Source organism: Pseudomonas sp. NPDC087358 (assembly GCF_044900785.1).
Taxonomy (GTDB): Bacteria; Pseudomonadota; Gammaproteobacteria; order Pseudomonadales; family Pseudomonadaceae; genus Aquipseudomonas.
The window spans coordinates 195,986-220,162 of sequence record NZ_JBJDOA010000003.1; the positions used below are offsets into that span (position 1 = coordinate 195,986).

A 24,177-nucleotide genomic window follows, 5' to 3' on the forward strand; every position below is an offset into this window, starting at 1 on the left:
AAGCAGGCGGCGCACTAGAGGGATCGTGCCCACGCTCCGCGTGGGCATGCAGCTCGTGACGCTCTGCGCCACCCAGCAGACGACGCCGAGCTTCTGGTGAGGTGCTACCACGCAGAGCGTGGGAGCGATCAATCACGCGGCGATAGATGTCGCATGGGATCGTTCCCACGCTCCGCGTGGGAATGCAGCTCGTGACGCTCTGCGTCACCCAGCAGACGACGCGGAGCGTCTGGCGAGGTGCTACCACGCAGAGCATGGGAGCGATCAAGCACGCGGCGATAGATGTCGCATTTACCTCACGACGCGATCAACTGGCGCAGCACGTAGTGCAGGATGCCGCCGGCCTTGAAGTATTCCACCTCGTTCAAGGTGTCGATGCGGCACAGCACCTCGACGTTTTCCTGTTTGTCGTCTTCGCGGGTGATCTGCAGGGTCAGGCTCATGCCCGGTTGCAGGATCGCGCCGGTCAGGCCGGTGATGTTAAAAATCTCCTTGCCGTTGAGCTCCAGGGTCTTGCGACTCTGACCGTTCTTGAATTGCAGCGGTAACACACCCATGCCCACCAGGTTGGAGCGGTGAATGCGCTCGAAACTCTCGGCGATCACTGCCTTGACCCCCAGCAGGTTGGTGCCTTTGGCCGCCCAGTCGCGGCTGGAGCCGGTGCCGTACTCTTGCCCGGCGATGACCACCAGCGGCGTGCCTTCCTGTTGATAACGCATGGCGGCGTCGTAGATCGGCAGCTTCTCATCGGTCGGCACATGCAGGGTGTAGCCGCCTTCCTCGTTACCCAGCATCTCGTTGCGAATGCGGATGTTGGCGAAGGTGCCGCGCATCATCACTTCGTGGTTGCCGCGACGCGAACCATAGGAGTTGAAGTCCTTGGGCTCCACGCCTTTGCTTCGCAGGTAACGGCCTGCCGGGCTGTCGGCCTTGATGTTGCCGGCCGGGGAGATATGGTCGGTGGTCACCGAGTCCCCGAGCATCGCCAGGACCCGTGCCTGCCGAACATCGGCGATGACCGGCAATGGCCCGGCCACGTCATCGAAAAACGGTGGATGCTGAATGTAGGTCGAATCGTGCTGCCAGACATACGTCGGATCTTTCGAGACCTGGATCGCCTGCCATTGCTGATCGCCGGCGAACACCTCGGCGTATTCCTTGTGGAACATGCCGGTGCTGACATTCAGCACCGCGTCGGCGATTTCCTTTTGCGTCGGCCAGATGTCACGCAGGTAGACCGGCTTGCCGTCGCTGCCTTCACCCAAGGGTTCGGTACTCAGGTCGATGCGCACGCTGCCAGCCAGCGCATAGGCCACCACCAGCGGCGGGGACGCCAGCCAGTTGGTCTTGACCAACGGATGCACGCGACCTTCGAAGTTGCGGTTACCGGAAAGCACCGAGGCCACGGTCAGGTCCGATTGCTGGATGGCTTTTTCGATCGGGTCGGGAAGCGGGCCGGAGTTACCGATACAGGTCGTGCAGCCGTAACCCACCAGATCGAAACCGAGCTTGTCCAGGTACTCGGTCAGTCCGGCGGCATTGTAGTAGTCGGTGACCACCTTGGAACCGGGCGCCAGCGAGCTTTTCACCCAGGGCTTGCGTTGCAGGCCTTTCTCCACGGCTTTTTTCGCCAATAGACCTGCGGCCATCATCACACTGGGGTTGGAGGTATTGGTGCAGGAGGTGATGGCGGCGATCACCACTGCGCCGTTTTTCAGACGATAGGTTGCGCCCTCGTATTGATATTCGGCCTCGCCAACCTGTTCGGCATTGCCCACCGCCACGCCACCACCGCCTTCGCTCTCAAGACGGCCTTCTTCGTGTTTGCTGGGTTTGAGGGCCAGGCCAAGAAAGTCGTCGAACGCCTGGGCAACGTCAGGCAATGCGACCCGATCCTGTGGCCGTTTGGGGCCGGCAAGGCTTGCGACCACCGTGCCCATGTCCAGCTCCAGCGCATCGGTGAACACCGGCTCCTGCCCGGGCAGACGCCACAGGCCCTGCGCCTTGCAATAGGCCTCGACCAGCTTGACCGTCTGATCCGGGCGGCCAGAGAGACGCAAGTAGTCCAGGGTAATGTCGTCGACCGGGAAGAACCCGCAGGTGGCGCCGTATTCCGGGGCCATGTTGGCGATAGTGGCGCGGTCCGCCAGCGGCAGGTCGGCCAGGCCGTCGCCGTAGAATTCGACGAACTTGCCCACCACCCCCTTCTTGCGCAGCATCTGGGTAACGGTCAGCACCAGGTCGGTGGCGGTGATGCCTTCCTTGAGCTTGCCGGTGAGCTTGAAACCAATGACCTCGGGAATCAGCATCGACACCGGCTGGCCGAGCATGGCCGCCTCCGCTTCGATGCCGCCCACGCCCCAGCCCAGCACACCAAGGCCGTTGATCATGGTGGTGTGGGAATCGGTACCGACCAGGGTGTCCGGAAAGGCGTACGTGCGGCCGTCTTCGTCCTTGGTCCAGACGGTACGGCCCAGGTATTCGAGGTTGACCTGATGGCAGATGCCGGTGCCCGGCGGCACCACGCTGAAGTTGTCGAAGGCACTCTGGCCCCAACGCAGGAAGGCGTAACGCTCGCCGTTGCGCTGCATTTCGATATCGACGTTTTCGCCGAAGGCCTTGTCGTCGCCGAACTTGTCGACCATCACCGAGTGGTCGATCACCAGATCGACCGGGGACAGCGGGTTGATCCGCTGCGGATCGCCGCCGGCCTTGGCCACGGCGGCGCGCATGGCCGCCAGATCGACCACGGCGGGTACGCCGGTGAAGTCCTGCATCAGCACCCGGGCAGGGCGATACTGGATTTCCCGGTCGGACTTGCGCTCGGTCAGCCACGCGGCGATGGACTTGAGGTCCTCGCCCGTCACGGTCTTGTTGTCTTCCCAGCGCAACAGGTTTTCCAGCAGTACCTTGAGCGACATGGGCAGTCTGTCCAGATCGCCCAGGGTTCTGGCAGCTTCGGGCAGGCTGAAGTAGTGGTAGGTCTTGTCGCCGACGTTGAGGGTCTTGAGGCTTTTCAGGCTATCGAGGGAGGGCATGAACTAACTCCTTGACGAGTCCGCACGGTACGGACGGGCAAAACGGTGCATTCAATACGGGTGGTAAGACGTTGTACGGCGAGCGCTCTGAGCGGCGCCCTGCATGATCATTGAGTAGTACTGGACCCTGAGGCTGCGCCAGTGGTTCCTGATTCCGTTATCATGCGCCGCTTTCGAGTCGTTGAGGTTAAACCTCAAATATAGGTCGCGCCGGTTTTCACCCGACGCGCCGTGGAGATGGTCCGGTGAATACCCTGTTTATGCATTGCCGCCCCGGTTTCGAAGGCGAGGTCTGCTCGGAGATCAGCGAGCATGCCGCACGCCTTGGGGTGTCCGGTTATGCCAAGGCCAAGCCCGTTGCGGCCTGTGCCGAATTCATCTGCACCGAGCCGGACGGCGCTGAGCGCCTGATGAACGGCGTGCGCTTCACCGACCTGATCTTTCCCAGGCAGTGGGCGCGTGGGGTTTTCGTGCAATTGCCGGAAACCGATCGCATCAGCGTGATCCTTGAGCACATGGCCGGTTTTGCAACCTGCGGCAGCCTCTGGCTTGAGGTGGTCGATACCAACGATGGCAAGGAGCTGTCGACCTTCTGCCGTAAATTCGAGGCCCCGCTGCGCAAGGCCCTGGAGAAAGCCGGCAGACTGGTGGACAACCCCAGCCTGCCGCGTCTGCTGTTGACCTTCAAAAGCGGTCGCGAGGTGTTTCTGGGGCTGGCCGATGCAGACAACTCGGCAATGTGGCCGATGGGCATTCCGCGTCTGAAGTTCCCCCGCGAGGCGCCTAGCCGCTCGACGCTGAAACTGGAAGAGGCCTGGCATCATTTCATCCCTCGCGATCAGTGGGACGAGCGTCTCTCGAGCGAGATGACCGGGGTCGATCTGGGTGCCGCGCCCGGCGGCTGGACCTACCAACTGGTCAGGCGCGGCATGCTGGTGACGGCCATCGACAACGGTCCGATGGCCGAGAGCCTGATGGACACCGGTCTGGTGCAGCACCTGATGGCTGACGGTTTTACCTACAAGCCCCGTCAGCCGGTGGACTGGATGGTCTGCGATATCGTCGAAAAACCGGCGCGCAACGCGGCGTTGCTGGAAACCTGGCTGGGCGAAGGCCTGTGCCGTGAGGCGGTGGTCAACCTCAAGTTGCCGATGAAACAGCGCTATGCCGAGGTCCGCCGTCTGCTCGAGCGCATCGAAGAAGGATTCAAGGCGCGGGGCGTGAAGGTCTCGATCGGTTGCAAACAGCTCTACCACGACCGCGAGGAAGTAACCTGCCACCTGCGGCGGCTGGATAGCAAGCGCAAGGGCTAGGCCTTCCGGAGGCAAGCTTGCCGCCGATCAATCGCCACCGCCAGCAAGCCATGTGGTCACAGGATAAGTGGTACACCGGGAGGCTTTCTCAAGGAGGCAAGCGTGCACAAAGAACATTCACAGCGAGCGTCAGTGCTGCAACACGTCAGCCTCAATGTGCGACGTTTGCGGCATGCGGCGGACCTGAGCCAGAGCGCCCTCTCGGAAAAATCCGGGGTCAGTCGGCGCATGCTGGTGGCGATCGAGGCGGGTGAGAAAAATGTCAGTCTGGCGACCCTTGACCGGGTGGCCGAGGCGCTGGACGTAGCCTTCAGTGATCTGATCCAGGCGCCGGACGAGCGCGACCCGAGCCGCATCAACGAAGTCGCCTGGGCCGGCTTGTTGCCCGGCAGCAAGGCGGTGTTGCTGGCCAAGGCGGGAGCCCGGCGTGAAGTGGAATTGTGGGAGTTCAGCCTGGCGCCGGGCGAGACCTATGAGTCCGAAGCCGACCCCGACGGCTGGAGTGAACAGGTCTATGTGATCGAGGGCAGTCTGACCGTAGTCTTGCCCGAGCACAGCCGACAGCTGGCAGCCGGCGAATTCTTCATGTTCGCCAGCAATCGGCCGCATGCTTACCGCAATGAAGGCGCGCAGGTGCTGCGTTTTGTCAGGAACGTGGTGCTGTGAGCGGCTGGATTTTCTGTAGCAGCGCGGCTTGCCGGCGGTGGCGTCTTTGAATGCGCTACCGCCGGCAAGCCGTGCTGCTAGAGAGGGTTTCATCGCTGATCGATGAGGCAAGGTGGCAGGGATGTGCATGAGCTGTTGCGCCAGCATCACCTGATCAACGCATTGCCCGCTTTTCATACAGCCAACTGCGGCAAACGCCGGCATGTCTCGTGCCTTGCATCCTTCGTACCGCAACGGGCCTACCAACGTCCTGTTTGAATCCATTGGCACGCTCTCCATAATCAGGCGTGCGCGCCATCGTGGCGAAGAAAAGGCGAGAAGCAATGACCTCAGAGAACAGACCTTGTGCCGACATCCTCATCGTCGGCGGCGGCCTGAGTGGCACGATGCTGGCGGTGCAGTTGCTGCGTCTGCCGGGGCAGCGGCGGGTCGTGATCATCGAATCGCGCAGCGAACTGGGACGCGGCGAGGCTTACAGCGCCACCGAGCTGGGCCACACGCTCAATGGCAATGCGTCGCGCATGAGTGTCGACCCGGACAAAGCAGACGATCTGACCCAGTGGCTGGGTGAGTACATTGGCGCGGGCGGCTGGCCGGAGTCCGATGAGCAACATGTGCCGCTGGCCGAGCTGTTTGCCCCGCGCGGGATATTCGGGCTGTATGTACAGCAGCGTCTGGCCGAGGCTCAGGCAGTCGGCGCGCGGCACGGTTCGACGGTTGAACACGTGCGCGGCGAGGTCACGGATCTGCAAAGCGACGCCGATGGCATACACATCACTCTGGCCGATCACACGCAACTCACCGCGCGCCTCGGTGTGCTGGCCACCGGCATGTTCGCCGCGGCCCGCACCCCGCAGCGCGACTCCAACGCGCTCAATGCGGCGGCGGTGGATCCTTGGGATGTCGCGGCCATGCGCCAGCTCGACCCGCAGGGACGGGTGCTGATCATCGGTTCCGGCCTGACCATGGTCGATGCCGTGGTGTCCCTGGAACAGGCCGGGCATCGCGGGCCCATCGACGTTTTCTCCCGGCACGGGCTGCTGCCCCATGTGCGCCGCCAGCCACCGAGCTGGCCGGACTTTCTGGGAGCCGATCACGGCATTCGCAGCACTCGACAACTGGTCCGCGCGCTGCGTGCACAATGCCGATTGGCGATCGAGCAAGGCATCGACTGGCAGGCGCCGCTGGACACCGTGCGGGTGCATATCCCACGACTGTGGAGTCAGGCCAGCGACGTACAACGGCGCCAGTTCGTACGCCATGTTCGGCCCTGGTGGGAGAGCCACCACCATCGTTCACCGCCTCCCAGTGCCCGGCTGCTGGAGCGCCTGCTGCGCGAAGGGCGGTTGAGTGTCCATGCCGCCTGCCTGCAGGCTGTTCAGCGCGCACCGCTCGGGCAGGTGCAGATCAGCGTTCGCTATCGCGGCGATGATCAACCGACCGAGATCAAGGGTGCGGCGTTGATCAACTCGACGGGCATTCAATACGACTGGCGGCGGGTCGATAAACCCTTGCCTCGGCAACTGCTGGCGCGTGGATTGATCCAGCCCGGGCCGCTGGCCCTGGGCATCGCCGCCGACCCCGGGGGCGCCGTGCTGGACGCCCAGGGCCAGGTGTCCTTGCGCCTGTTCGCCATGGGCCCGCCGTTGCGTGGCCTGTGGTGGGAGAGCACGGCCGTGACCGATGTAGCCCTGCAAGCCAAAGCGTTGGCGGCGCGGTTGGTGGGCGTACAGACCTGAAAGCGCTTTTAATCTGTGAGAGATTCCAGGGTTCCTCCGGGCAGAAGCGGTCGGCATTTGTGACCCTGCGGGCAGAAGCATCAGACATCTGTCGTCCTGCGGCAGAGGCGATAAACACCTGTGCACCGGCTGCTTTTGATTCTGGCCGAAGGCCGTAGGAACGGGCTTGCCTCTGGGCCGCATCCGGACGAGCTGCCGGGCACCGGCAGTAGAATCAGGCGGCGCGGTGAGTCAGGTGCGTAGCGTTCACCGGTTTTGCTGACGCTTCGCGCCAGATCGTCGGCAAGCCGGACTCCCACGCCCTCCGGGCAGAAGCGGTCGGCATTTGTCGCCCTCGAGCGGCAGCAATCGACACCTGTAGCCCTCCGGGCAGAAGCGGTCGGCATTTGTCGCCCTTGGGCGGCAGCAATCGACACCTGTAGCCCTCCGGGCAGAAGCGGTCGGCATTTGTCGTCCTCGGGCGGCAGCAATCGACACCTGTAGCCCTCCATGCAGAAGCGGTCGGCATTTGTCGCCCTCGGGCGGCAGCAATCGACACCTTTAGCCCTCCGGGCAGAAACGGTCGGCATCTATCCGGGCAGAAGCAAAAGACTCCGATGCGAAAACTGTGTCGACTCCGACACAATTTTCCTGCCTGCCCCTAAAGAGCTGTCCGAACGAGCCGACAGCCCGGTATCGCCCCGGTAAAACCGTCTGACGCAGCGGGTGGATTCACGCGATTATCAGGGCTATGGAGGCATTGATTCATGTTGAGCTTGAGTTTCAGGAACCCGGCAGACGCCGCAGCGCTGGTGCAACAGACCGTCGCCAGGAATCAGCAGACGGCCGATGACACCTCGGCAATGCCCAGCGCCGCCGAGCAAGCGCGTCAAGGCATCCAGGTGCTGCTGTCGCCCGAAGCGCAGAAGGCGGCGAAAACCGGCGACAAGAACGCGGACATCGACGCCAGTCACCTGCCGGACCGGATCAAGCAACAGCTGAAGATGATCCGCTCGATTCAAGAACGCATCGCCAAAAGAATGCAAGACATGCAGGCCTTCATGAGCGACCGCTCCCTGTCGCCCAAGGTGCGCGAAGGCAAGATGCGTCAGTTGCAGATGGAAATCATGGCCATGACCAACTCGCTGCTGCAGGCGACCAACGACCTGAATCAGGCCATGCAGCAAATGCACCTGTCACTGGCCGACCGCACCCTGGCCGGGACCCTGGTCAGCCCGCAGAACCTTCAGTCCTGATCCAGCAGGCGAGGGCCAGCGCCGCTTTCGCCCAGGCTGTCGCCCCAGTTGCGTAACGGACAGGCCTCCATGGACAGGCAGCCGCAGCCAATGCAGCCGTTGAGTTGATCGCGCAGGGCGGTCAAGCGATTGATCCGCTCGTCCAGATCGACCTTCCAGCGTTCGGAAAGTCTGCTCCAGTCATCCAGCGTCGCCGGGCGATCCGTGGGCAGCGTCTGCAGTGCCGATTCAATGCTTGCCAAGGGGATGCCCAGGCGTTGCGCGGTCTTGATCAGCGCCACCCTGCGCAGCATCTCTCGCGGGTAGCGCCGCTGGTTTCCAGCGTTTCGCCGGCTGCTGATCAGCCCCTTGGCTTCGTAGAAGCGCAGCGCGGTGATGGCCACGCCGCTGCGCGCGGAAAGTTGGCCTACTGTCAGTTCTCGGGTGATGTTCGGGGAATCTGTGCGCATATCGCCGTTTCGTTGCCTGTGCATTGCCAAATGGCGCTTGACCTCTAGTTAGGTGGAGGTTTTACCCTTCCCAGCCTCGGCCCGCAACCGGCATGCAGCACAAGAAACCTATGTCAGGGCCAGCGGCCCAGGCGGCATCCTGTCCAGCAACAACCGTCATCAGTGGAGAGTGTTCATGACGTTACACGACTCAAACCTTGCGTTCAGTCAGTTCGTCGAGTTTGCGGTGCATCCGCGCCAGCAAGCAGGTCTGGTCTTGGCACTGGATGAGCGCTTCGAGCGTTTGACCCGCACCTATCCCGGTTTCATTCGTGCCAGCGTGCAGGTCAGCGAGGACCGTCAGCGCGTGCTGGCTCATGTGCTCTGGCAATCAAGAACAGATTGCGAAAAAGCCTTCGAGAATGCCGAGAGCGGTGAGGGCGATCTGTGGGATCTGCTTGGCACCCACCGCGCTACGGCAATGATCTTCAACGGCTATGAGCTGGTCAGCGAAGTCGTCGGGCCGCGTTGAGTGGGTGGGGCATGCCTGTCGCTGCTGACCCGATGACGTCGAATCAGACCGACAGCTGCATCATCCGGTCGCCCTGCAACTGCTCGCCGGGACGGCGTTTGTTCACCGCCAGTTCGCCGATCTTGATCAGCCGTGCGCGGATCACGTTGCGGCTCAGCCCCAACAGCTGCGCGGTGTGCACCTGGTTGTAATGGCTGAAGCGGTAGGCCGCGCGCAGCAGGGCGTCTTCGACCTTCTCGTGCAGGGCGCCGGCCTGGTCTTCGAACAACTTCTGAAAGGCCCGGGCCAGCAGCGCTTCGGTCGAATCGTCGACGACCGGTGAAGCTTCCTCCTGACGCTCCAGGCGCAGGTTGGACAGGCGCAGGTCGCTGGACTGGATCACGCCGTTGCGGCAAATCAGCAGGGTGTGGTGGATGACGTTTTCCAGTTCACGGATGTTGCCCGGCCAGCTGTAGGTACGCAGCTTGTGCTCGGCGTCACTGCTGATCTGGATCGGCCCGCAACCCAGGCGCTGGCTATACACCTCGATGAAGTGGCGAGTCAGCGGCATGATGTCGCCGGGGCGTTCGCGCAGGGTGCTCAATTCCAGATTGACCACATTCAGGCGATAGAACAGGTCTTCGCGAAAATGCCCGGCGTTGATCGCCCGCTCTAGCTGCACGTTGGTGGCCGCCAGCACGCGAACGTTGATCGGGGTGCTTTTACGCGAACCCAGTCGCACCACTTCCCGCTCTTGCAACACGCGCAACAGCTTGACCTGGATCGCCATGGGCAAATCGCCGATCTCGTCCAGAAACAGCGTGCCGCCGTTGGCTTCCTCGAACCAGCCAGCCTTGGCCGTCAGCGCGCCGGTGAACGCGCCTTTCTCGTGGCCGAACAGCTCGGCCTCCACCAGTGATTCGGAGAACGCGCCGCAGTTCACCGCCACGAATGGCTGGTGACGGCGGCTGCTCAAGTTGTGGATATGACGCGCTACCAGCTCTTTGCCGGTGCCGGTTTCGCCAATGATCAGCACGCTGGCGTCACTGGGTGCGACCTGTTGCACGTGGGCCAGCAGCGCTCGCGATTTGGGGTCCTCGAACACCTGTGCAGTGGCGCGAATCGATGTCGCCAGGGCTGGGGAGGGCGGTAACGTCAGTAGCTGCATGGGGATCACTTGTGGTTGAAACGGTACGCTGGCGGTCATGCAGGGAACTCCTTCTCATCAAACGGCAGACCTGAGGGCATCGACAGTCTTGTAGCAGCACGGCTGCTGGCGGTCGCGTTGTCATGGCCGTCACCGCCGGCACGCCGTGTTGCTACAAAGCCTGACTGCGCAACACAGGGTTCTGCTGTGCATCAGTGTTCGTTGATCGCTGCCGCGCGCAGCAGGGTAGCGATCAATAACGCGTTTTCGGGCCTTACTTCTGCGGCGGCAGGTCGTTGGCGATCATTTCGCCGAACGGGCCGGTCAGGTTGGTGATGCCACGGCCAGCCAGGCTGCGATACGGCTCAGGCAGCAGCGGGAACACCAGTTCGGCGAAGCGATAGGCTTCTTCCAGGTGCGGGTAGCCGGAGAAGATAAAGCTCTCGATGCCAAGGTCGGCGTACTCCTTGATCCGCGCCGCGACTTCCTGCGGGTTGCCGACCAACGCGGTGCCTGCGCCGCCACGCACCAGGCCGACACCGGCCCACAGGTTGGGGGCGATTTCCAGATTGTCGCGGCGACCGTCATGCAAGGCCGCCATGCGCCGCTGGCCTTCGGAGTCGAAGCGCGAGAAGGACTTCTGTGCAGCGGCGATGGTCTCGTCGCTGATGTGTTCGATCAGCGTGTCGGCGGCTTTCCAGGCCTCCTCGCTGGTTTCACGGACGATCACGTGCAGACGGATGCCGAACTTCACGGTGCGGCCATTGCGCGCTGCCCGCTCGCGGATGTCGGCCAGCTTCTCGGCGACGGCGGCAGGTGGCTCACCCCAGGTCAGGTACACGTCGACCTGTTCGGCTGCCAGCTCGTGGGCGGCCTGCGATGAGCCACCGAAATACAGCGGTGGATAGGGTTTCTGGATCGGCGGATACAGCGCCTTGGCGTTCTGTACCTTCAGGTGCTTGCCGTCGAAGTCCACGGCTTCGCCTTGCAGTACCCGGCGCCAGATTTTCAGGAACTCATCGGTGACTTCGTAGCGCTCGCTGTGGCTCAGGAAGCTGCCGTCGCCACGGTTTTCGTCAGGATCGCCACCGGTGACCACGTTGATCAGCAGACGCCCGCCGGACAGACGATCGAGCGTGGCCGCCATGCGCGCCGAAACGGTCGGCGAGATGATGCCTGGACGGATCGCCACCAGATAACGCAGGCGCTCGGTCAAAGGCACCAGTGCCGAGGCGATCACCCAGGAGTCTTCGCAGGAGCGGCCGGTGGGAATCAACACACCGTGGTAACCCAGGTCATCGGCGGCCTGCGCCACTTGCTTCAAATAATTGAGGGTGACCGGGCGCGCGCCCTTGGTGGTGCCCAGGTAATGGCCGTCGCCGTGTGTCGGTAGAAACCAGAAAACATCCATGAGAAGTCCTTCGAGCGAAATCGGTGGCTTGTATGAAAATCGGTATGTTGCGTAGGTGCGACATTTATAGAGGTTGAGAGATATTCCGTAAAAGAACTGAATCCCATATTTTTAGAACTTTCGGAGATATAGCTGTATTTACCTTTTGAAAAGGCTCGCCGCGTGCGGTGTTATTGTTGCGAACATTCAAACTGTGGGAGCCGGCTTGCTGGCGAATACGTCCGTTCAGCCACCTCTGCAGCGACTGGCCTGGCGCATTCGCCAGCAAGCCGGCTCCTACAGGAGTCCTTTCAGGCCTGACAAATAAGAAGCCGCATGACCTCAAAAAAAGAAGTGGCACCGCTACCCGAAGACCTGCGGGTATTTCTTACCGTGATTCGCAAGGCCGGGTTCGCCGCCGCAGCGGATGAACTGGGCCTGTCGCCGGCCTACGTCAGCAAGCGCATCCAGATCCTCGAATCGACTCTTGCCACCCGCCTGCTGCACCGCACCAGCCGCAAGGTGGCGCTGACCGAAGACGGCGAGCGAGTGCAGCGTTGGGCGGTGCGGATTCTCGAAGACTTCCAGCTGCTGCATGACGAGCTGTCCGACGCGCATTGCGCGCCTCGGGGCAAATTGCACCTGTGCAGCTCGTTCGGCTTCGGGCGCAATCATGTGGCCCCGGCGATCTCGAAACTGGCCCAGGCGTATCCGGACCTGGAAGTGCGGCTGGATCTGTTCGATCGGGTGGTGGACATCGTCAGCGAAGGTTTCGACCTGGAAATTCGCGTGGGCGATGACATCCCAGGGCAACACATCGGACGCCAACTGGTGAGCAATCGGCGGGTACTGTGCGCGGCGCCGGATTACCTGGCCCGACGCGGCACGCCCGAGGTGCTGGCCGATCTGGAACAGCACGACTGCCTGGTGATCAAGGAGCGCGACAACGCGTTCGGTATCTGGCACGTCGAGCATGATGGGGTGCCGCAAAGCGTGCGGGTCAGCGGCCCCTTGTCGTCCAACAGCGGCGAAATCGTCCTGCAATGGGCGCTGGACGGGCGAGGGGTGTTGCAGCGTTCGTTGTGGGACGTCAAACCGTTTCTTGAGCAAGGAACGCTGGTGCAGGTATTGCCCGACTACACCGAAAGCGCCAACGTCTGGGCGGTGTACCCGACGCGGCTGGCCAACTCAGGCAAATTGCGCGTTTGCGTGGAGTTCCTGCAGGCGCATTTTCAGGGGTTGTCGTTATGAGGCGGATGTCGTCATGTCGCGGTCATGCGTCTGGCCGCAGGCCGACGCCTGCGGCACAAGCGCGACTGCAGATCAGCTCAACCACGGATTCTGCGCCAGATGCCGCTGCTCGAACGCCAGAATCTGTTCGCGTTTGTGCAGCGTACTGCCAATCGCATCGAGCCCCAGCAACAGCGCGTTCTTGCGCAGTTCATCGATCTTGAAGGCAATGGCTCGCCCATCCTGCAGACGAATCTGCTGCGCCGGCAAGTCCACCTCGATCAGGGCGTTTTCAGCCTGGCTGATGACCTGTCCCAGCGCTTGAACCTGAGCCTCTTCCAGGACGATGGTCAGCACGCCGTTGCGCTGGCAGTTGTCGTAGAAGATGCCGGCGAAGCTGCTGCCGATCAGCGCCTGGATGCCCATCTGCTTGAGGCCCCACACCGCATGCTCGCGACTGGAGCCGCAGCCGAAATTCGGCCCCACCACCATGAACTTCGCACCCTGCCACCCCGCCTGGTTGAGGATGAATTGAGGATCGGGCGCGCCCGAGGGCAAAAACCGCAAATCGAAGAACAGGCCGCGATCCAGCCCTGCACGGTCGATGCCCTTGAGGAACTGCTTGGGCATGATCACATCGGTGTCGATGTTGGCCGCCAGCATCGGCGCGGCCTTGCCACTGACCTGGGTAAATGGCTGCATCTCAGAAACTCCCCTGCAGGCTGCGAACGTCGGTCAGGTGGCCGGTAATGGCGGCTGCGGCGACCATTGCCGGACTCATCAGGTGGGTGCGCGCACCGGCGCCCTGGCGGCCCTCGAAATTGCGGTTGGTACTGGACGCGCAGCGATCGCCGGGGGCCAGCACGTCGTCATTCATCGCCAGGCACATGGAGCAGCCGGACTGACGCCATTCGAAACCGGCATCGCGGAAAATGGCCCCCAGGCCCTCGGCTTCGGCTTGGTCACGCACGGCGGTGGAACCGGGGACGATCATCGCGCGCACATGCTCGGCCACATGTTTGCCGCGCACCACCTGGGCGGCGTCGCGCAGGTCTTCGATGCGGGCGTTGGTGCAGGAACCGATGAACGCGTGGCTGATGACGATATCGCTCAGCGGCATGCCGGCCTCAAGGCCCATATAGGTCAGGGCACGGCGCATGTCTTGACGCAGGATCAGGTCGGCGATGGCTTCCGGGTCTGGCACCGCGCCGTTGATGGCGGCGGCCTGATCGGGGCTGGTGCCCCAGGTCACCATCGGCTGCAGAGCGCGTGCGTCGAGGCGCACTTCCCGGTCGAACACCGCCCCCGGGTCGCTGTGCAGGAGGCGCCAGCTGGCCACGGCGCGCTCCCACATCTGGCCCTGTGGCGCGCGGGGTTTGTCCTTGAGGTAGCTGAACACCTTGTCGTCCGGCGCCATGAACGCCCCCCGTGCACCGGCCTCGACGGCCATGTTGCAGATGGTCATCCGCGCCTCGACGCTCAGCGCACTGATGGTCGAGCCGGTGAATTCGATGGCGTAGCCGGTGGCCCCTGAGGCGCCGATCTTGCCGATCAGCGCCATGATCACGTCCTTGGAGGTCACACCGCTTGCCAGATCGCCCTCGACGCTCACGCGCATGCTTTTCAGGCGTTTGTAGACCAGTGTCTGCGAGGCCAGCAGGTGTTCGATTTCCGAGGTGCCGATACCGAAACCGAACGCGCCCAGCGCGCCATAGGTGGTGGTGTGGCTGTCCCCCGCGGCAATCACCATGCCTGGCAGGATGAAGCCCTGTTCAGGGGCGATCACATGCTCGATGCCCTGACGCTTGTCGAGCACGTCGAACAGCTCGATGCCGAATTTTTCGCAGTTGTCGGCCAGATAAGACACCTGCAATGCGCCACCGGGATCGGCCATGGCGGCAACGCGTAGCGGGGCGGTGGGGTTGACGTGATCGACCACGGCCAGGGCGGTTTCCGGGCGCCAGACATCGCGACCTGCCTCGCGCAGCCCGCTGAACGCCTGGGGGCTGGTGTATTCGTTGATCACCTGACGGTCGATGTAGAGCAGGACATGGCCCTGGTCATCGAGTTTGCACACGGTGTGCGAGTCGATGTGTTTGTCGTACAAGGTTCTAGAGGTCGGTCTTGTTGGAGTCATCAGGGTGCTCACTTGAAAGAAATCACGGCCTTGAAGGCTTGCTGACATCTTAGGCAGGCGAGGGTGCGCATCAATGGCCGAACAGTGAGGGCATGGGACATGGATCGTGTTTGATGAGGTCGTGACGCTGGGTTCGCGGCTGATTCTGCCCGGAGGGCGTGGGAGTTCAGCTTGCTGACGATGGGCTGCGAAGCAGTCCCGAAACCATTCGACCAGGTTGTGTCAGGCGCCTAGCGCTGACAGGATTTGCTGCCGGTTTCCGGCAGATCGTCAGCACGCTGGCCTCCCACGCCTTCGGCAGAAGCAGGCATGGGTTGTCCCCAAAGTCCGGGCAAAAAAACAGGCGCCAAAGCGCCTGTGAAGGAGAGCACGGGAGTCTCTGCAAAATCAGAAAATCTGCGTGAACAACCAGTACAGCCCGCCCGACAGCAGGATCGCCGCTGGCAGGGTCAGGATCCAGGCCATGGCCAGGTTGCGCAGGGTGCGCATCTGCAGCCCCGAGCCGTTGGCGGTCATGCTGCCCGCCACCCCTGAAGACAACACATGGGTGGTCGACACCGGCAGCCCGTACATGTCGGCCGCACCGATGGTGAGCATGGCGACGACTTCGGCCGAAGCACCCTGGGCGTAGGTCATGTGGGTCTTGCCGATCTTTTCACCGACGGTGACCACGATGCGCTTCCAGCCGACCATGGTCCCCAGACCCAAGGCGATGGCCACCGCGATCTTGACCCACAGCGGGATGAAGCGGGTGGCGTTGTCGATCTGCTGCTTGAACAGCTGCAGCTTGCCCTGGGTGTCGGCATCGAAGTTGCCGACCTTGTTCTTGTCCATCAGGCGGATGGCTTCGCTGGTCAGGTACATGTCGTTACGCACGTTGGCGGTCGCCTCGGCCGGGACCTTGCTGAGCGAGCCGTAGCTTGCGACCTGATCACCGATCTTGCCCGCCATCACCGCCAGTGCCGGCACCAGTTCCGCTGTTGCCTGCTTGTCGCGGATGTAGGTGGACAGGGTCAGGCGCGAGTCGGCTGGCGCCGGCAGGGGCGCCACCTTGGTCAGCGCCTGTTGCGTGACTTGCGCCACCGCCGCGAACTGTACCGACTCGTCGGCGGGCATCGCGCGGTTCAGGGCGTAGGCCATCGGCAGGGTGCCGACCAGAATCAGCATGATCAGGCCCATGCCTTTCTGCCCGTCGTTGGAGCCGTGGGCGAAGGACACGCCGGTGCAAGTCAGGATCAGCAACCCACGAATCCACATCGGTGGCGGCTGGTTGCCTTCCGGCGCCTTGTACAGCGCACGGTTCTTGACGAAGGCACGCAGCGCCAGCAGCAACAACGCCGCGCAGGTGAAACCCACCAGCGGCGAGAGCAGCAGCGAGTAACCGATCTTGGTGGCTTGCGACCAATCCACCCCGCTGGTGCCATCGCGCCCATGCATCAGCGCGTTAGCCACGCCCACGCCTATGATCGAGCCGATCAGGGTGTGCGACGACGAAGCTGGCAGGCCCAGCCACCAGGTGCCCAGGTTCCATAAAATGGCGGCGATCAGCAGGGCGAAGATCATCGCGTAACCGGCCGACGAGCCGACTTGCAGGATCAGTTCGACCGGCAGCAGGGCGATGATGCCGAACGCCACCGCGCCGCTGGAAAACAGCACCCCCAGAAAATTGAACACCCCCGACCAGACCACGGCGAAATTCGGAGGCAAAGAATGGGTGTAGATGACGGTGGCCACCGCATTGGCGGTGTCGTGGAAACCGTTTACGAACTCGAACCCCAGCGCAATCAACAGCGCAACGCCCAGTAGCAGGAAAGGGGTCCAGGTCAGCACCACCGTGCCCAGCTCATCCATATCCTGCTTGAGGCTGTAGGCGGTGAACAACAGGCCCAGGCCGAGTACGGCGAAGAACATTACCATCGTCAGAACGCCAGGCTTGCGCCCGAATTGAGAACTCAGCCCGGCACCTTGTGACAGGGAGCCTTGAGCCAGTGTTGGGGTCGCCATGATGCACAATCCTGTTCAGATGGGATGGCGAACATGATCATTACAAAATGTGACAGAGATGCGACGCAGGTCAGGTTTGCAGTGGATTTGTTACGGCAAGGGACCGATGGTGCTGGCAAATTGCATCTGGCCGAAGCTATGGTGTTCGGCCTGACGCGAATCGCCAAAACACCGAGAACCCTGTAGGCCTTCGGCCAGTGGCAGATCACACGTGTAATGTGCGCTTGGCTCAATAATCCCGGCTCTTGCGAAATGCCCAGCGCCCGGCGATGAAGGTGAACGACGCCACCAACGCCACCAGCACCCAGAACCCGTGGGGATCGCTGGCCAGCGGAATGCCGCCGACGTTCATGCCGAAGAACCCGGCGACGATGTTGATCGGCAGCGCCAGTACGGTCACCACGGTCAGGGTGAACAGGGTGCGGTTGGTCTGTTCGTTGAGGTTGGCGGCGATTTCCTCCTGCAACAGCTTGATCCGCTCGCCCAGCGCCGTGAGGTCGCTGATCACCAGGGCCGACTCTTCCGTCGACTGACGCAGCTCCTGGAGGTCGTCCTCCAGCAACCACTGCGGCGGGCGATGCAGCAGGCGCATCAACGAGCCTGGTTCCAGCGCCAGCAGGCGTTGCAGGCGTACCAGCACCCGGCGCATGGCGCCCAGTTCGGTGCGGTTGTTGCTCAGGCGCTGGGACAGCAACTGGTCCTCGATCCTGTCGACGCTGATGCTGGTCTTGCGCATGAACTGCGCCAGCACCTCACTCTGATCGCGCAACAGGTGCGCCAGCAGTTCAAGGGGCGAGCGAAAGGTCTCAGCGTGTTTGACCGACGAGCGCAATTTGTCCACCGAGCGCAGCGGCTGGTGACGCGCAGAGATCATCAGGTTGCTGCGCACGCAGACCCACAAGGTGGCGATGTCGGTGGAGACGCGATTGAAATCGAACACTACATCGTTGACCACCGCCAGCAGGGCAGAGTCGACATGTTCGATGCGGGTCGAGCGTGAGCCTTCGTGCAGCGCTTCGAGAAACTCGTCCGGCAGCTCAAGGTGGGTCTTGAGCCAGCGTTCGCAGCTGGCGTGGGCCAGGTTCAGGTGCAGCCAGATGAACTCGTTCGGTTCGGCGCGATTGCGCAGGTATTCCAGCGCGGTGGGCGAATCGATTTCGCGCCCCGGCTCGCCGCTACGAAAGGCGAATCCATACAGCAGACCGGAAATCTCAGCGTCCTGATGACGGGCGGTGCTTTGATTCATGAAGGCTCGCAGGTGAGAAGTGCCGCGCCAGGCACAGGATCCAGAGCGGCATCATCGCAAGCGGTTTTGACAGTTTTGTGACGATTTGTATCGGCAAGCTACGCATCACCCTGTAGCAGTGAGCTTGCTCGCGAAGCCTGTCGGTCAGCCAGAACCTGAATCTCAGACAGACCCGAATCGCGAGCAAGCTCACGCCTACAGGGATTGCGGTTCATTACACCATCGCCAGACGCATCTTGCGCGACGGCGCCGGGAACGAGGCGTCGATCAAGCGCTCGTCGTCGCTGGTCAGCTCGATGGCGATGGCTGCGGCGTTCAGTTGCAGATGGTGCGGGTCCACCGCCTTGGGAATCGCGATCACCCCGTCCTGGCGCAGCACCCAGGCCAGGCTGATTTGCGCGGCGGTGACGTTGTGACGTCTAGCGACCTCGATCATCGCCGGGTTCGTCAACAGATCGCCGGCCTGGCCGATGGGGCAATAAGCCATAAGCGGCATCCGGGCGTTTTCCATCCATGGCAACAAGTCGAATTCGACGCCGCGCTCCTGAGGGTTGTAGAGCACCTGATTGGTGGCGCAGGCGCTGCCCTGCGCCAGCGTGTTGAGCTCATCCATGTCCGAGACATCGAAGTTCGAAACGCCCCAACGGCCGATCTTGCCGGCCTTGCGCAGCGCTTCGAACGCCTCGACGGTCTGTTCAAGCGGATGGGAGCCCGGCCAGTGCAGCAGGTAGAGATCGATGTAATCGGTTTTCATGCGTTGCAAACTGCGCTCACAGGCCTCAGGATGCCTTTGCGGCTGGCGTTGTGCGGATAGACCTTGCTCACCAGCACGACATTGTCGCGTTGCCCGGCGATCGCCTGACCGACCACTTCTTCGGCGCCCCCTTCGCCATACATCTCGGCAGTGTCGATCAGCGTCAGGCCCATCTCGATGCCTCGTTGCAAGGCCGACACCTCGGCTTTGCTCTGAAGATAGTCTTCACCCATGCGCCAGGTGCCCTGGCCGATGACGGGGACGGTTTTACCAGCCAGTTCAAGCGTGCGCATGGGGGAACTCCTGCCGGGGATGATTGTGTCTATAGACAGGTGAGGCAGCGTTGGCGGGCGGGGGTTCAATTCAATAAGCAGTTGCGAGCGGTGCGCTTGATGCGCCAAGCACGGATCGTGAGCGTTGCAGGGGTTTGCTTCTGCCCGGGGGGCGTGGGAGTTCGCCGGGGTGGTGCTGCACATTGCCGACGATGTGCTGCGCAGCAGTCGTAAAACCGCGCGCCGCAATCGTGTCAGGCCAACCGCGTTCTTGGGGTTTACTGCCGGTTCCCGGCAGATCGTCGGCAAGCTGGACTACCCCGGCCTGCCGGCAGAATCAAAAGAGAACGGCGGACGGCCGCCATCAGCCTTTCCGCAGAATCAAAAACTGAGCTATTTCTCAGGCTGAGAAGCTGCCTGGCGAGCATTCTCCCAACCCCCACCCAACGCCAGGAATAGATCGATCTGGCCCATGGCAACCTGGGTATTGGCCGCCGCCAGCTGCGCGGTCACATCGGTGTAGGTGCGGGTCGCCTGCAGGTCGGCCAGGAATGACTCACGACCGGCCATGAAGAAGCGGTGAGTCTGGTCGGCGGCCTGTTTGGCCGATTCCTCGGTATCGGCCAGGGCATCGCGACGCTCCAGCAACGCGGTGTATTGCGACAGACCGGTCTGGGCTTCACGAATGGCGTTGAGCACCACCCCGTCGAAGTGCGCCAGCGCTGCCTGATTCGAGGCTTCGGCCATGTGGATCCGGGCGCGGGCGCCATTGGACGGGATGGTCCAGTTGATCACCCCGCCGAAACCCCAGCGATTGGTCGACGGCTCGCCCAGCTCCTTGAGGATACCGACGGTGCCGACCGTGGCGCCGATGCTGATGTCCGGGTACAGCTCGCCAGTGGCCACGCCGATGGCCGCAGAGGAAACTGCCAGACGCCGTTCCGCCTGACGTACATCGGGACGACGCTTGAGCAGCGCGGCGCCGTCACCCACCGGCATCACCTGGGCGATGTGCGGCAGTTCGGCGCATTCGGCCACGCCTTTGGGCAGCTGATCGAGCGGCCGGGCCAGCAACATCGACAGGCGATACAGCCCGGCATCACGTGCGGCCCGATAGCGCGGCAGATCGGCGCGCAGGGATTTGAACTGGGTCTGCGAGCGCGTTACCTGAGTCTCATCGCCCCGGCCGGCATCACGCAGGCGTTGGGTCAGGGTCAGGCTCTGTTGTTGCAGATCCAGCGAGTGCAGGGCGATGTCATGTTCTTCGTTGGCCGCGCAAACCTGGGTGTAGGCACGCACCACGTCGGCGACCAGGGTAATGCGTGCCGTATCGGCCGCGGCCTGGGTCGCATCGGCATTGGCCTGGGCGGCCTCGATGCCACGTTGCAGCACGCCGAACAGATCGAACTGATAAGAGGTGGTCAGGCCGACATCGCCGACGTTGGCGACCGGGACTTTTTCCGGCAGCAAGTACGCCTGGCCGGCCTCCTGCAGCCGCTGCGCGCCGGCCTTGGCGGAGTTGGTGAAGCCACCGGCGGCGTCCGCTTCGTTCATCTGAAAGCGCGCGCGCTGCAGGTTGGCGGCGGCCACGCGCAGGTCGGTGCTGGAAATCAGCGCCTGACCGACCAGCTGGTCGAGCTTGGGGTCGTTGTACAGACGCCACCAGTCGGCAGGCACCGGGGCAGACACCACGTTGGCCGAGCTACCCGCCAGTTCGCCCTGCAAATCCGGACGATTGACCGCCGCCTTGTCGGGCAGGTTGTAATCCGGCCCGACCACGGTACAGGCCGACAGCAACAAGCCCAGGCCTGCCGTGAGCAGGCGTGCGCTGCGTTTCATTTCGTCGCTCCCTTGTCAGCGGCCTGCTCGGCGGCGGGGGCCGCCAGCGTGTCGCCATCGAGGATCGACACCGTGGCGGTGCGTCCGGCGATCATGCGGAAATCGGCAGGCACTTCGTCAAAGGCGATACGCACCGGAATCCGCTGCGCCAGACGCACCCAGCTGAACGCCGGGTTGACGTTGGGCAGCAGGTTCGAGCCGCTGCTGCGGTCGCGGTCTTCGATACCGGCGACGATGCTCACCACGTGGCCGCGCAGGCGGGCGTTGTCGCCGATCACGCGGATGTCCACGGCCGAGCCTATGTGAATACCGTCGAGCTTGGTTTCTTCGAAGTAGCCGTCGATGTGATACGAGTTGCTGTCCACCAGGGACAACACCGGGCGTCCGGCGCTGACGAATTCGCGGTCGCGTGGCGCACGGTCGTTGAGGTAGCCGTCCACCGGGCTGCGAATCACCGAGCGGTCCAGGTTCAGCTGCGCGGCGTCCACCGCCACTTGCGCTTCGTTCAAGGCCGACAGCGCGCGGGCTTCCTTGGACTGGCTTTCTTCCAGTTGCTCGCGGGCGACCAGGTTGCCCAGGCCACGGTTACGCTTGTTCTCGCGCTGGGCCTGTTCCCAGGTCTCCTTGCGCTCGGCCACGGTGGCCTGGGCTTGACGCAAGGCCAGGCGGAAGCGGTCCTGATCGATGGTGAACAACACCTGGCCTTTGCTCACGGCCTGGTTGTCGATCACCGAGACCTTCTGGATCAGCCCGGAAACGTCTGGCGCGATCTGGATCACGTCGGCACGGATGTGACCGTCACGGGTCCAGGGCGCGTACATGTAATACATCACCATGCGCCAGACCACGATCGAGGCGAGGATGACAACCAGCAGGGTCAGGACCACACGGCCCAGCGTCAGTAGAGGTTTTTTCATTTCATCAAATATCGACTTAGGGTATCCACAGCGCCGAGCAGCAGAGCGTATAGACCGACGTTGAACAAAGCCCGGTGCCAGACCAGGCGGTAGAAGTGGGCACGCGACAGCACGGCGTGAACCACCAGGAAAATCACATAGGCGATGCCCATCAACACCAGAAAGGTCGGCAGGAAAATCCCGCTGATGTCCAGATCACCGATCACAGAGGCGCTCCATCAATGCCATACGGCGGTTGTTCTTCCTGCTCGGCCTGCACGTCGACGATCTCGACACCCGGCAGCAGCGCCAGGCGCAGGCCGGACAGGGCATGCAGCAGGTGCAGGCGCGACGGGTCGTCGCCCATCCAGTCAAAGGTCAGTGAGCGGCGCGCGCGGTCCATGGTCATCAACAGACCTTTGGGCGCAGGCAAACGCTCCCGGGCCTTGAGGCAGGCGCGGAAATAGTTGCCCACCTCGGTGGTCACCTGGCGCAGCAGCTGGCGCGGTGCGGCATCGACGCGCGGCATGTACGCCAGCAGATCCAGCATGTTCAGCGACACCCGCACTTCACGCAGGGCGATGCCAGTGTCCTGCGCGGTCAGCGCCAGGCGCGGCAGATGCTGCATCAACCGGTCGAGCATGCGCACGCCCATCTGCCGGTGTTCGGCCAGGGTCGCTTGCTCGCTCAGCGACACGATGTCGCGCCAGGCGAAGCGGGTCAGGCGCCGGGCCGCCACCTCGGTGCCGAACGGCCTGACGATCAAGGTCCAGACGAAGGCGAAGGCCAGACCCGCGGGACCGGCCAGGTTGGCGTTGACGAAGTTCAGGAAGTCGGCGTCGTACGCGCTCTGGATACTGATGAACGATGAGGTGTTGACGATGGTCAGCAGCGTGCCCAGGTAGAACTTGGGCTGCACGGTCAGCGTGCCGACGACAATGAACGGCACCGCGAACGCCAGCACCAGCATCGGGAAGTCGTGCAGATTGGGCAGCACCACGAACAGATAGAGGCTGGCGAAGATCACCGACATCATGGTCCAGAAGAAGAACCGGTAGATCTGCGGCGCAGGGTCGTCCATGGCGGCGAAGAAGCTGCACGACACCGCCGCCAGCGCCACGGCACTGGCGCCGTCCTGCCAGCCGAGCAGAATCCACAAGGTGGAGGCGACAATGATGGCGCTCACCGAAGTGGCCACCGAATAAAGCATCATGCCCTTGTCGAGGAATGGCGACAGGCGGCCCAGGCGCCAGTGACGGTACACCGCACGCCACGGCGAATGGTCATCGGTCTCGATCGCGCATTGCAGGCTGCGGCAGTCCTGCCACAGATCGATCCACTCACCCAGGCGGTACAGCGCGTTGGACAGCAACAATTGCCGACGATCGTCCAGCTGCGCCAGGGTCGGCTGCAGGCGCTCGAGTTCGTCGTGCAGGGCCTGCCAGTAATGCATAGGTGCGCCCTGGGTGGTTTTTTCCACCCAGTCGCGGGTTTCGATCAGCAGCGGCGCGAGGTCTGCCACCAATTCCGGCGTGCGTCGCTCAAGGGCCCACAGCGCGTCGTCCAAAGCATCGATCACCGGCAGCAAATGGATCATCCGGCCGCGCAGTTCCTTGGCATTGCGCACGGTCTGGCGGTGGGCGCCTTCATGGGGCAGCTGGCCGATCATCAGTTCCAGGGTGTTGAAGTTGCCGACCATGGCCGTGCGCAAGGCGCCCACCGTTTCCGGCGTGGCACTGCGCGACAGGAACAGGTCGCTGTAGGTCGAGGCGTCCTTGAACCACTTGGCCATGGAGTCGACCAGCACCGGGGCCAGACGCCGCGGGAAGAACATTGCACCGACCACCGCGGCGCAGACGATCCCCAGGAAGATCTCTTCGGTCCGCGAGACGGCGATGTCGAACACCGCCTGCGGGTTGTCGACCACCGGAAAGGAGATCAGCGGCATGGTGTAGCCGGCCAGCATCAGCGCGTAGCTGTTGGCGGTGCGCAGGTGCAACGACAGATAAAGCAGGGTGCCGGTCCACAGGGCGATGACCACCGCCAGCAAGAACGGCGTCTGCACGAACATCGGCACCACCAGCACCGACGCGGCGGCGCCCAGCAATGTGCCGGCGGCGCGGTACAGCGCCTTGGAACTGGTGGGGGCGACGAAGGGGCTGGAGACGATGTACACCGTGGCCATCGCCCAATAGGGGCGCGGCAGCTCCATGATCAGCGCGATGTACAGCGCCAGCATTGATGCGGCGAAGGTGCGCACCCCGTAGAACCAGTCACGGGACGGCGGAACACCGGTGAAAAAACCTTTGAACAGGTTTGGCCCAAACATGCT

General features: G+C 62.9%; 19 protein-coding genes and 1 pseudogene. 7 read left to right on the forward strand and 13 right to left on the reverse strand.

From position 1 onward, the window contains the following. Nucleotides 1-296: 296 nt before the first annotated feature. On the reverse strand, nt 297-3,038 hold the full coding sequence (acnA, locus tag ACI2KS_RS07735; protein WP_404618788.1) for an aconitate hydratase AcnA: 2,742 nt from the start codon (nt 3,036-3,038) through the stop codon (nt 297-299). A gap of 245 nt (nt 3,039-3,283) precedes the next feature. Between acnA and rlmM the strand changes: the two genes are divergently transcribed. From rlmM to ACI2KS_RS07755, 4 genes are all read left to right on the forward strand, one after another. Continuing rightward, a complete protein-coding gene (gene rlmM / locus ACI2KS_RS07740; RefSeq protein WP_404618790.1) occupies nt 3,284-4,351 on the forward strand; it encodes a 23S rRNA (cytidine(2498)-2'-O)-methyltransferase RlmM in 1,068 nt (355 codons plus the stop codon). 102 nt (nt 4,352-4,453) lie between these two features. Then, on the forward strand, nt 4,454-5,017 hold the full coding sequence (locus tag ACI2KS_RS07745) for a helix-turn-helix domain-containing protein (protein WP_404618792.1): 564 nt from the start codon (nt 4,454-4,456) through the stop codon (nt 5,015-5,017). A gap of 323 nt (nt 5,018-5,340) precedes the next feature. Next, nucleotides 5,341-6,756 (forward strand): FAD/NAD(P)-binding protein, encoded by a 1,416-nt coding sequence (locus tag ACI2KS_RS07750; protein WP_404618794.1) that lies wholly within the window; start codon nt 5,341-5,343, stop codon nt 6,754-6,756. Nucleotides 6,757-7,502: 746 nt separating this feature from the next. Next, nucleotides 7,503-7,991 carry a hypothetical protein gene (locus tag ACI2KS_RS07755; RefSeq protein ID WP_404618796.1) on the forward strand — a complete coding sequence of 163 codons (489 nt, stop codon included), beginning with the start codon at nt 7,503-7,505 and terminating at the stop codon, nt 7,989-7,991. Here ACI2KS_RS07755 and soxR read toward each other — a convergent pair. Continuing rightward, nucleotides 7,982-8,440, reverse strand: coding sequence for a redox-sensitive transcriptional activator SoxR (gene soxR / locus ACI2KS_RS07760; protein WP_404618798.1), 459 nt, complete (start codon nt 8,438-8,440; stop codon nt 7,982-7,984). The genes ACI2KS_RS07755 and soxR overlap by 10 nt on opposite strands. A 175-nt stretch (nt 8,441-8,615) precedes the next feature. Between soxR and ACI2KS_RS07765 the strand changes: the two genes are divergently transcribed. After that, nucleotides 8,616-8,951 (forward strand): antibiotic biosynthesis monooxygenase, encoded by a 336-nt coding sequence (locus ACI2KS_RS07765; protein ID WP_404618800.1) that lies wholly within the window; start codon nt 8,616-8,618, stop codon nt 8,949-8,951. Nucleotides 8,952-8,994: 43 nt separating this feature from the next. On the opposite strand, the gene ACI2KS_RS07770 is transcribed toward ACI2KS_RS07765, so the two are convergent. Together ACI2KS_RS07770 and ssuD are read right to left on the reverse strand one after the other, a co-directional pair. Then, nucleotides 8,995-10,098 carry a sigma-54 interaction domain-containing protein gene (locus tag ACI2KS_RS07770; protein ID WP_404619475.1) on the reverse strand — a complete coding sequence of 368 codons (1,104 nt, stop codon included), beginning with the start codon at nt 10,096-10,098 and terminating at the stop codon, nt 8,995-8,997. Nucleotides 10,099-10,351: 253 nt separating this feature from the next. Continuing rightward, nucleotides 10,352-11,488: an FMNH2-dependent alkanesulfonate monooxygenase gene (gene ssuD, locus ACI2KS_RS07775; protein WP_404618802.1), complete on the reverse strand. Its 1,137-nt coding sequence runs from the start codon at nt 11,486-11,488 to the stop codon at nt 10,352-10,354. 315 nt (nt 11,489-11,803) lie between these two features. On the opposite strand from ssuD, the gene ACI2KS_RS07780 reads away from it, so the two are divergent. Beyond that, a complete protein-coding gene (locus ACI2KS_RS07780) occupies nt 11,804-12,718 on the forward strand; it encodes a LysR substrate-binding domain-containing protein (RefSeq protein WP_404618804.1) in 915 nt (304 codons plus the stop codon). A 72-nt stretch (nt 12,719-12,790) separates the two neighbouring features. Here ACI2KS_RS07780 and leuD read toward each other — a convergent pair whose 3' ends face one another. From leuD to ACI2KS_RS07805, 5 genes and pseudogenes are all read right to left on the reverse strand, one after another. Next, complete coding sequence (gene leuD / locus ACI2KS_RS07785; protein WP_404618806.1) at nt 12,791-13,399, reverse strand: 3-isopropylmalate dehydratase small subunit; 609 nt, start codon at nt 13,397-13,399, stop codon at nt 12,791-12,793. Between the two features lies 1 nt (nt 13,400). Beyond that, nucleotides 13,401-14,834: a 3-isopropylmalate dehydratase large subunit gene (gene leuC / locus ACI2KS_RS07790; RefSeq protein WP_404618808.1), complete on the reverse strand. Its 1,434-nt coding sequence runs from the start codon at nt 14,832-14,834 to the stop codon at nt 13,401-13,403. Nucleotides 14,835-15,221: 387 nt separating this feature from the next. Beyond that, a complete protein-coding gene (locus tag ACI2KS_RS07795) occupies nt 15,222-16,838 on the reverse strand; it encodes an inorganic phosphate transporter (protein ID WP_404618810.1) in 1,617 nt (538 codons plus the stop codon). A 229-nt stretch (nt 16,839-17,067) separates the two neighbouring features. Next, a complete protein-coding gene (locus tag ACI2KS_RS07800; protein WP_404618812.1) occupies nt 17,068-18,084 on the reverse strand; it encodes a transporter in 1,017 nt (338 codons plus the stop codon). Nucleotides 18,085-18,298: 214 nt separating this feature from the next. Further along, a pseudogene (locus tag ACI2KS_RS07805) lies at nt 18,299-19,131 on the reverse strand (aldo/keto reductase). Between the two features lie 169 nt (nt 19,132-19,300). Here ACI2KS_RS07805 and ACI2KS_RS07810 point away from each other — a divergent pair. Continuing rightward, complete coding sequence (locus tag ACI2KS_RS07810; protein ID WP_404618814.1) at nt 19,301-19,519, forward strand: hypothetical protein; 219 nt, start codon at nt 19,301-19,303, stop codon at nt 19,517-19,519. On the opposite strand, the gene ACI2KS_RS07815 is transcribed toward ACI2KS_RS07810, so the two are convergent. Genes ACI2KS_RS07815 through ACI2KS_RS07830 form a run of 4 tightly spaced genes read right to left on the reverse strand, consistent with a single transcriptional unit; the run spans nt 19,504 to nt 24,174 of the window. Then, a complete protein-coding gene (locus ACI2KS_RS07815) occupies nt 19,504-20,949 on the reverse strand; it encodes an efflux transporter outer membrane subunit (RefSeq protein WP_404618816.1) in 1,446 nt (481 codons plus the stop codon). The genes ACI2KS_RS07810 and ACI2KS_RS07815 overlap by 16 nt on opposite strands. Further along, complete coding sequence (locus ACI2KS_RS07820; protein WP_404618818.1) at nt 20,946-21,866, reverse strand: efflux RND transporter periplasmic adaptor subunit; 921 nt, start codon at nt 21,864-21,866, stop codon at nt 20,946-20,948. The genes ACI2KS_RS07815 and ACI2KS_RS07820 overlap by 4 nt, the downstream gene beginning before the upstream one ends. Beyond that, nucleotides 21,863-22,072, reverse strand: coding sequence for a DUF1656 domain-containing protein (locus ACI2KS_RS07825; RefSeq protein ID WP_404618820.1), 210 nt, complete (start codon nt 22,070-22,072; stop codon nt 21,863-21,865). Before ACI2KS_RS07825 ends, ACI2KS_RS07820 begins: the two co-directional genes overlap by 4 nt. Beyond that, nucleotides 22,069-24,174 carry an FUSC family protein gene (locus ACI2KS_RS07830; RefSeq protein WP_404619477.1) on the reverse strand — a complete coding sequence of 702 codons (2,106 nt, stop codon included), beginning with the start codon at nt 24,172-24,174 and terminating at the stop codon, nt 22,069-22,071. Before ACI2KS_RS07830 ends, ACI2KS_RS07825 begins: the two co-directional genes overlap by 4 nt. Between the last annotated feature and the right edge of the window lie 3 nt (nt 24,175-24,177).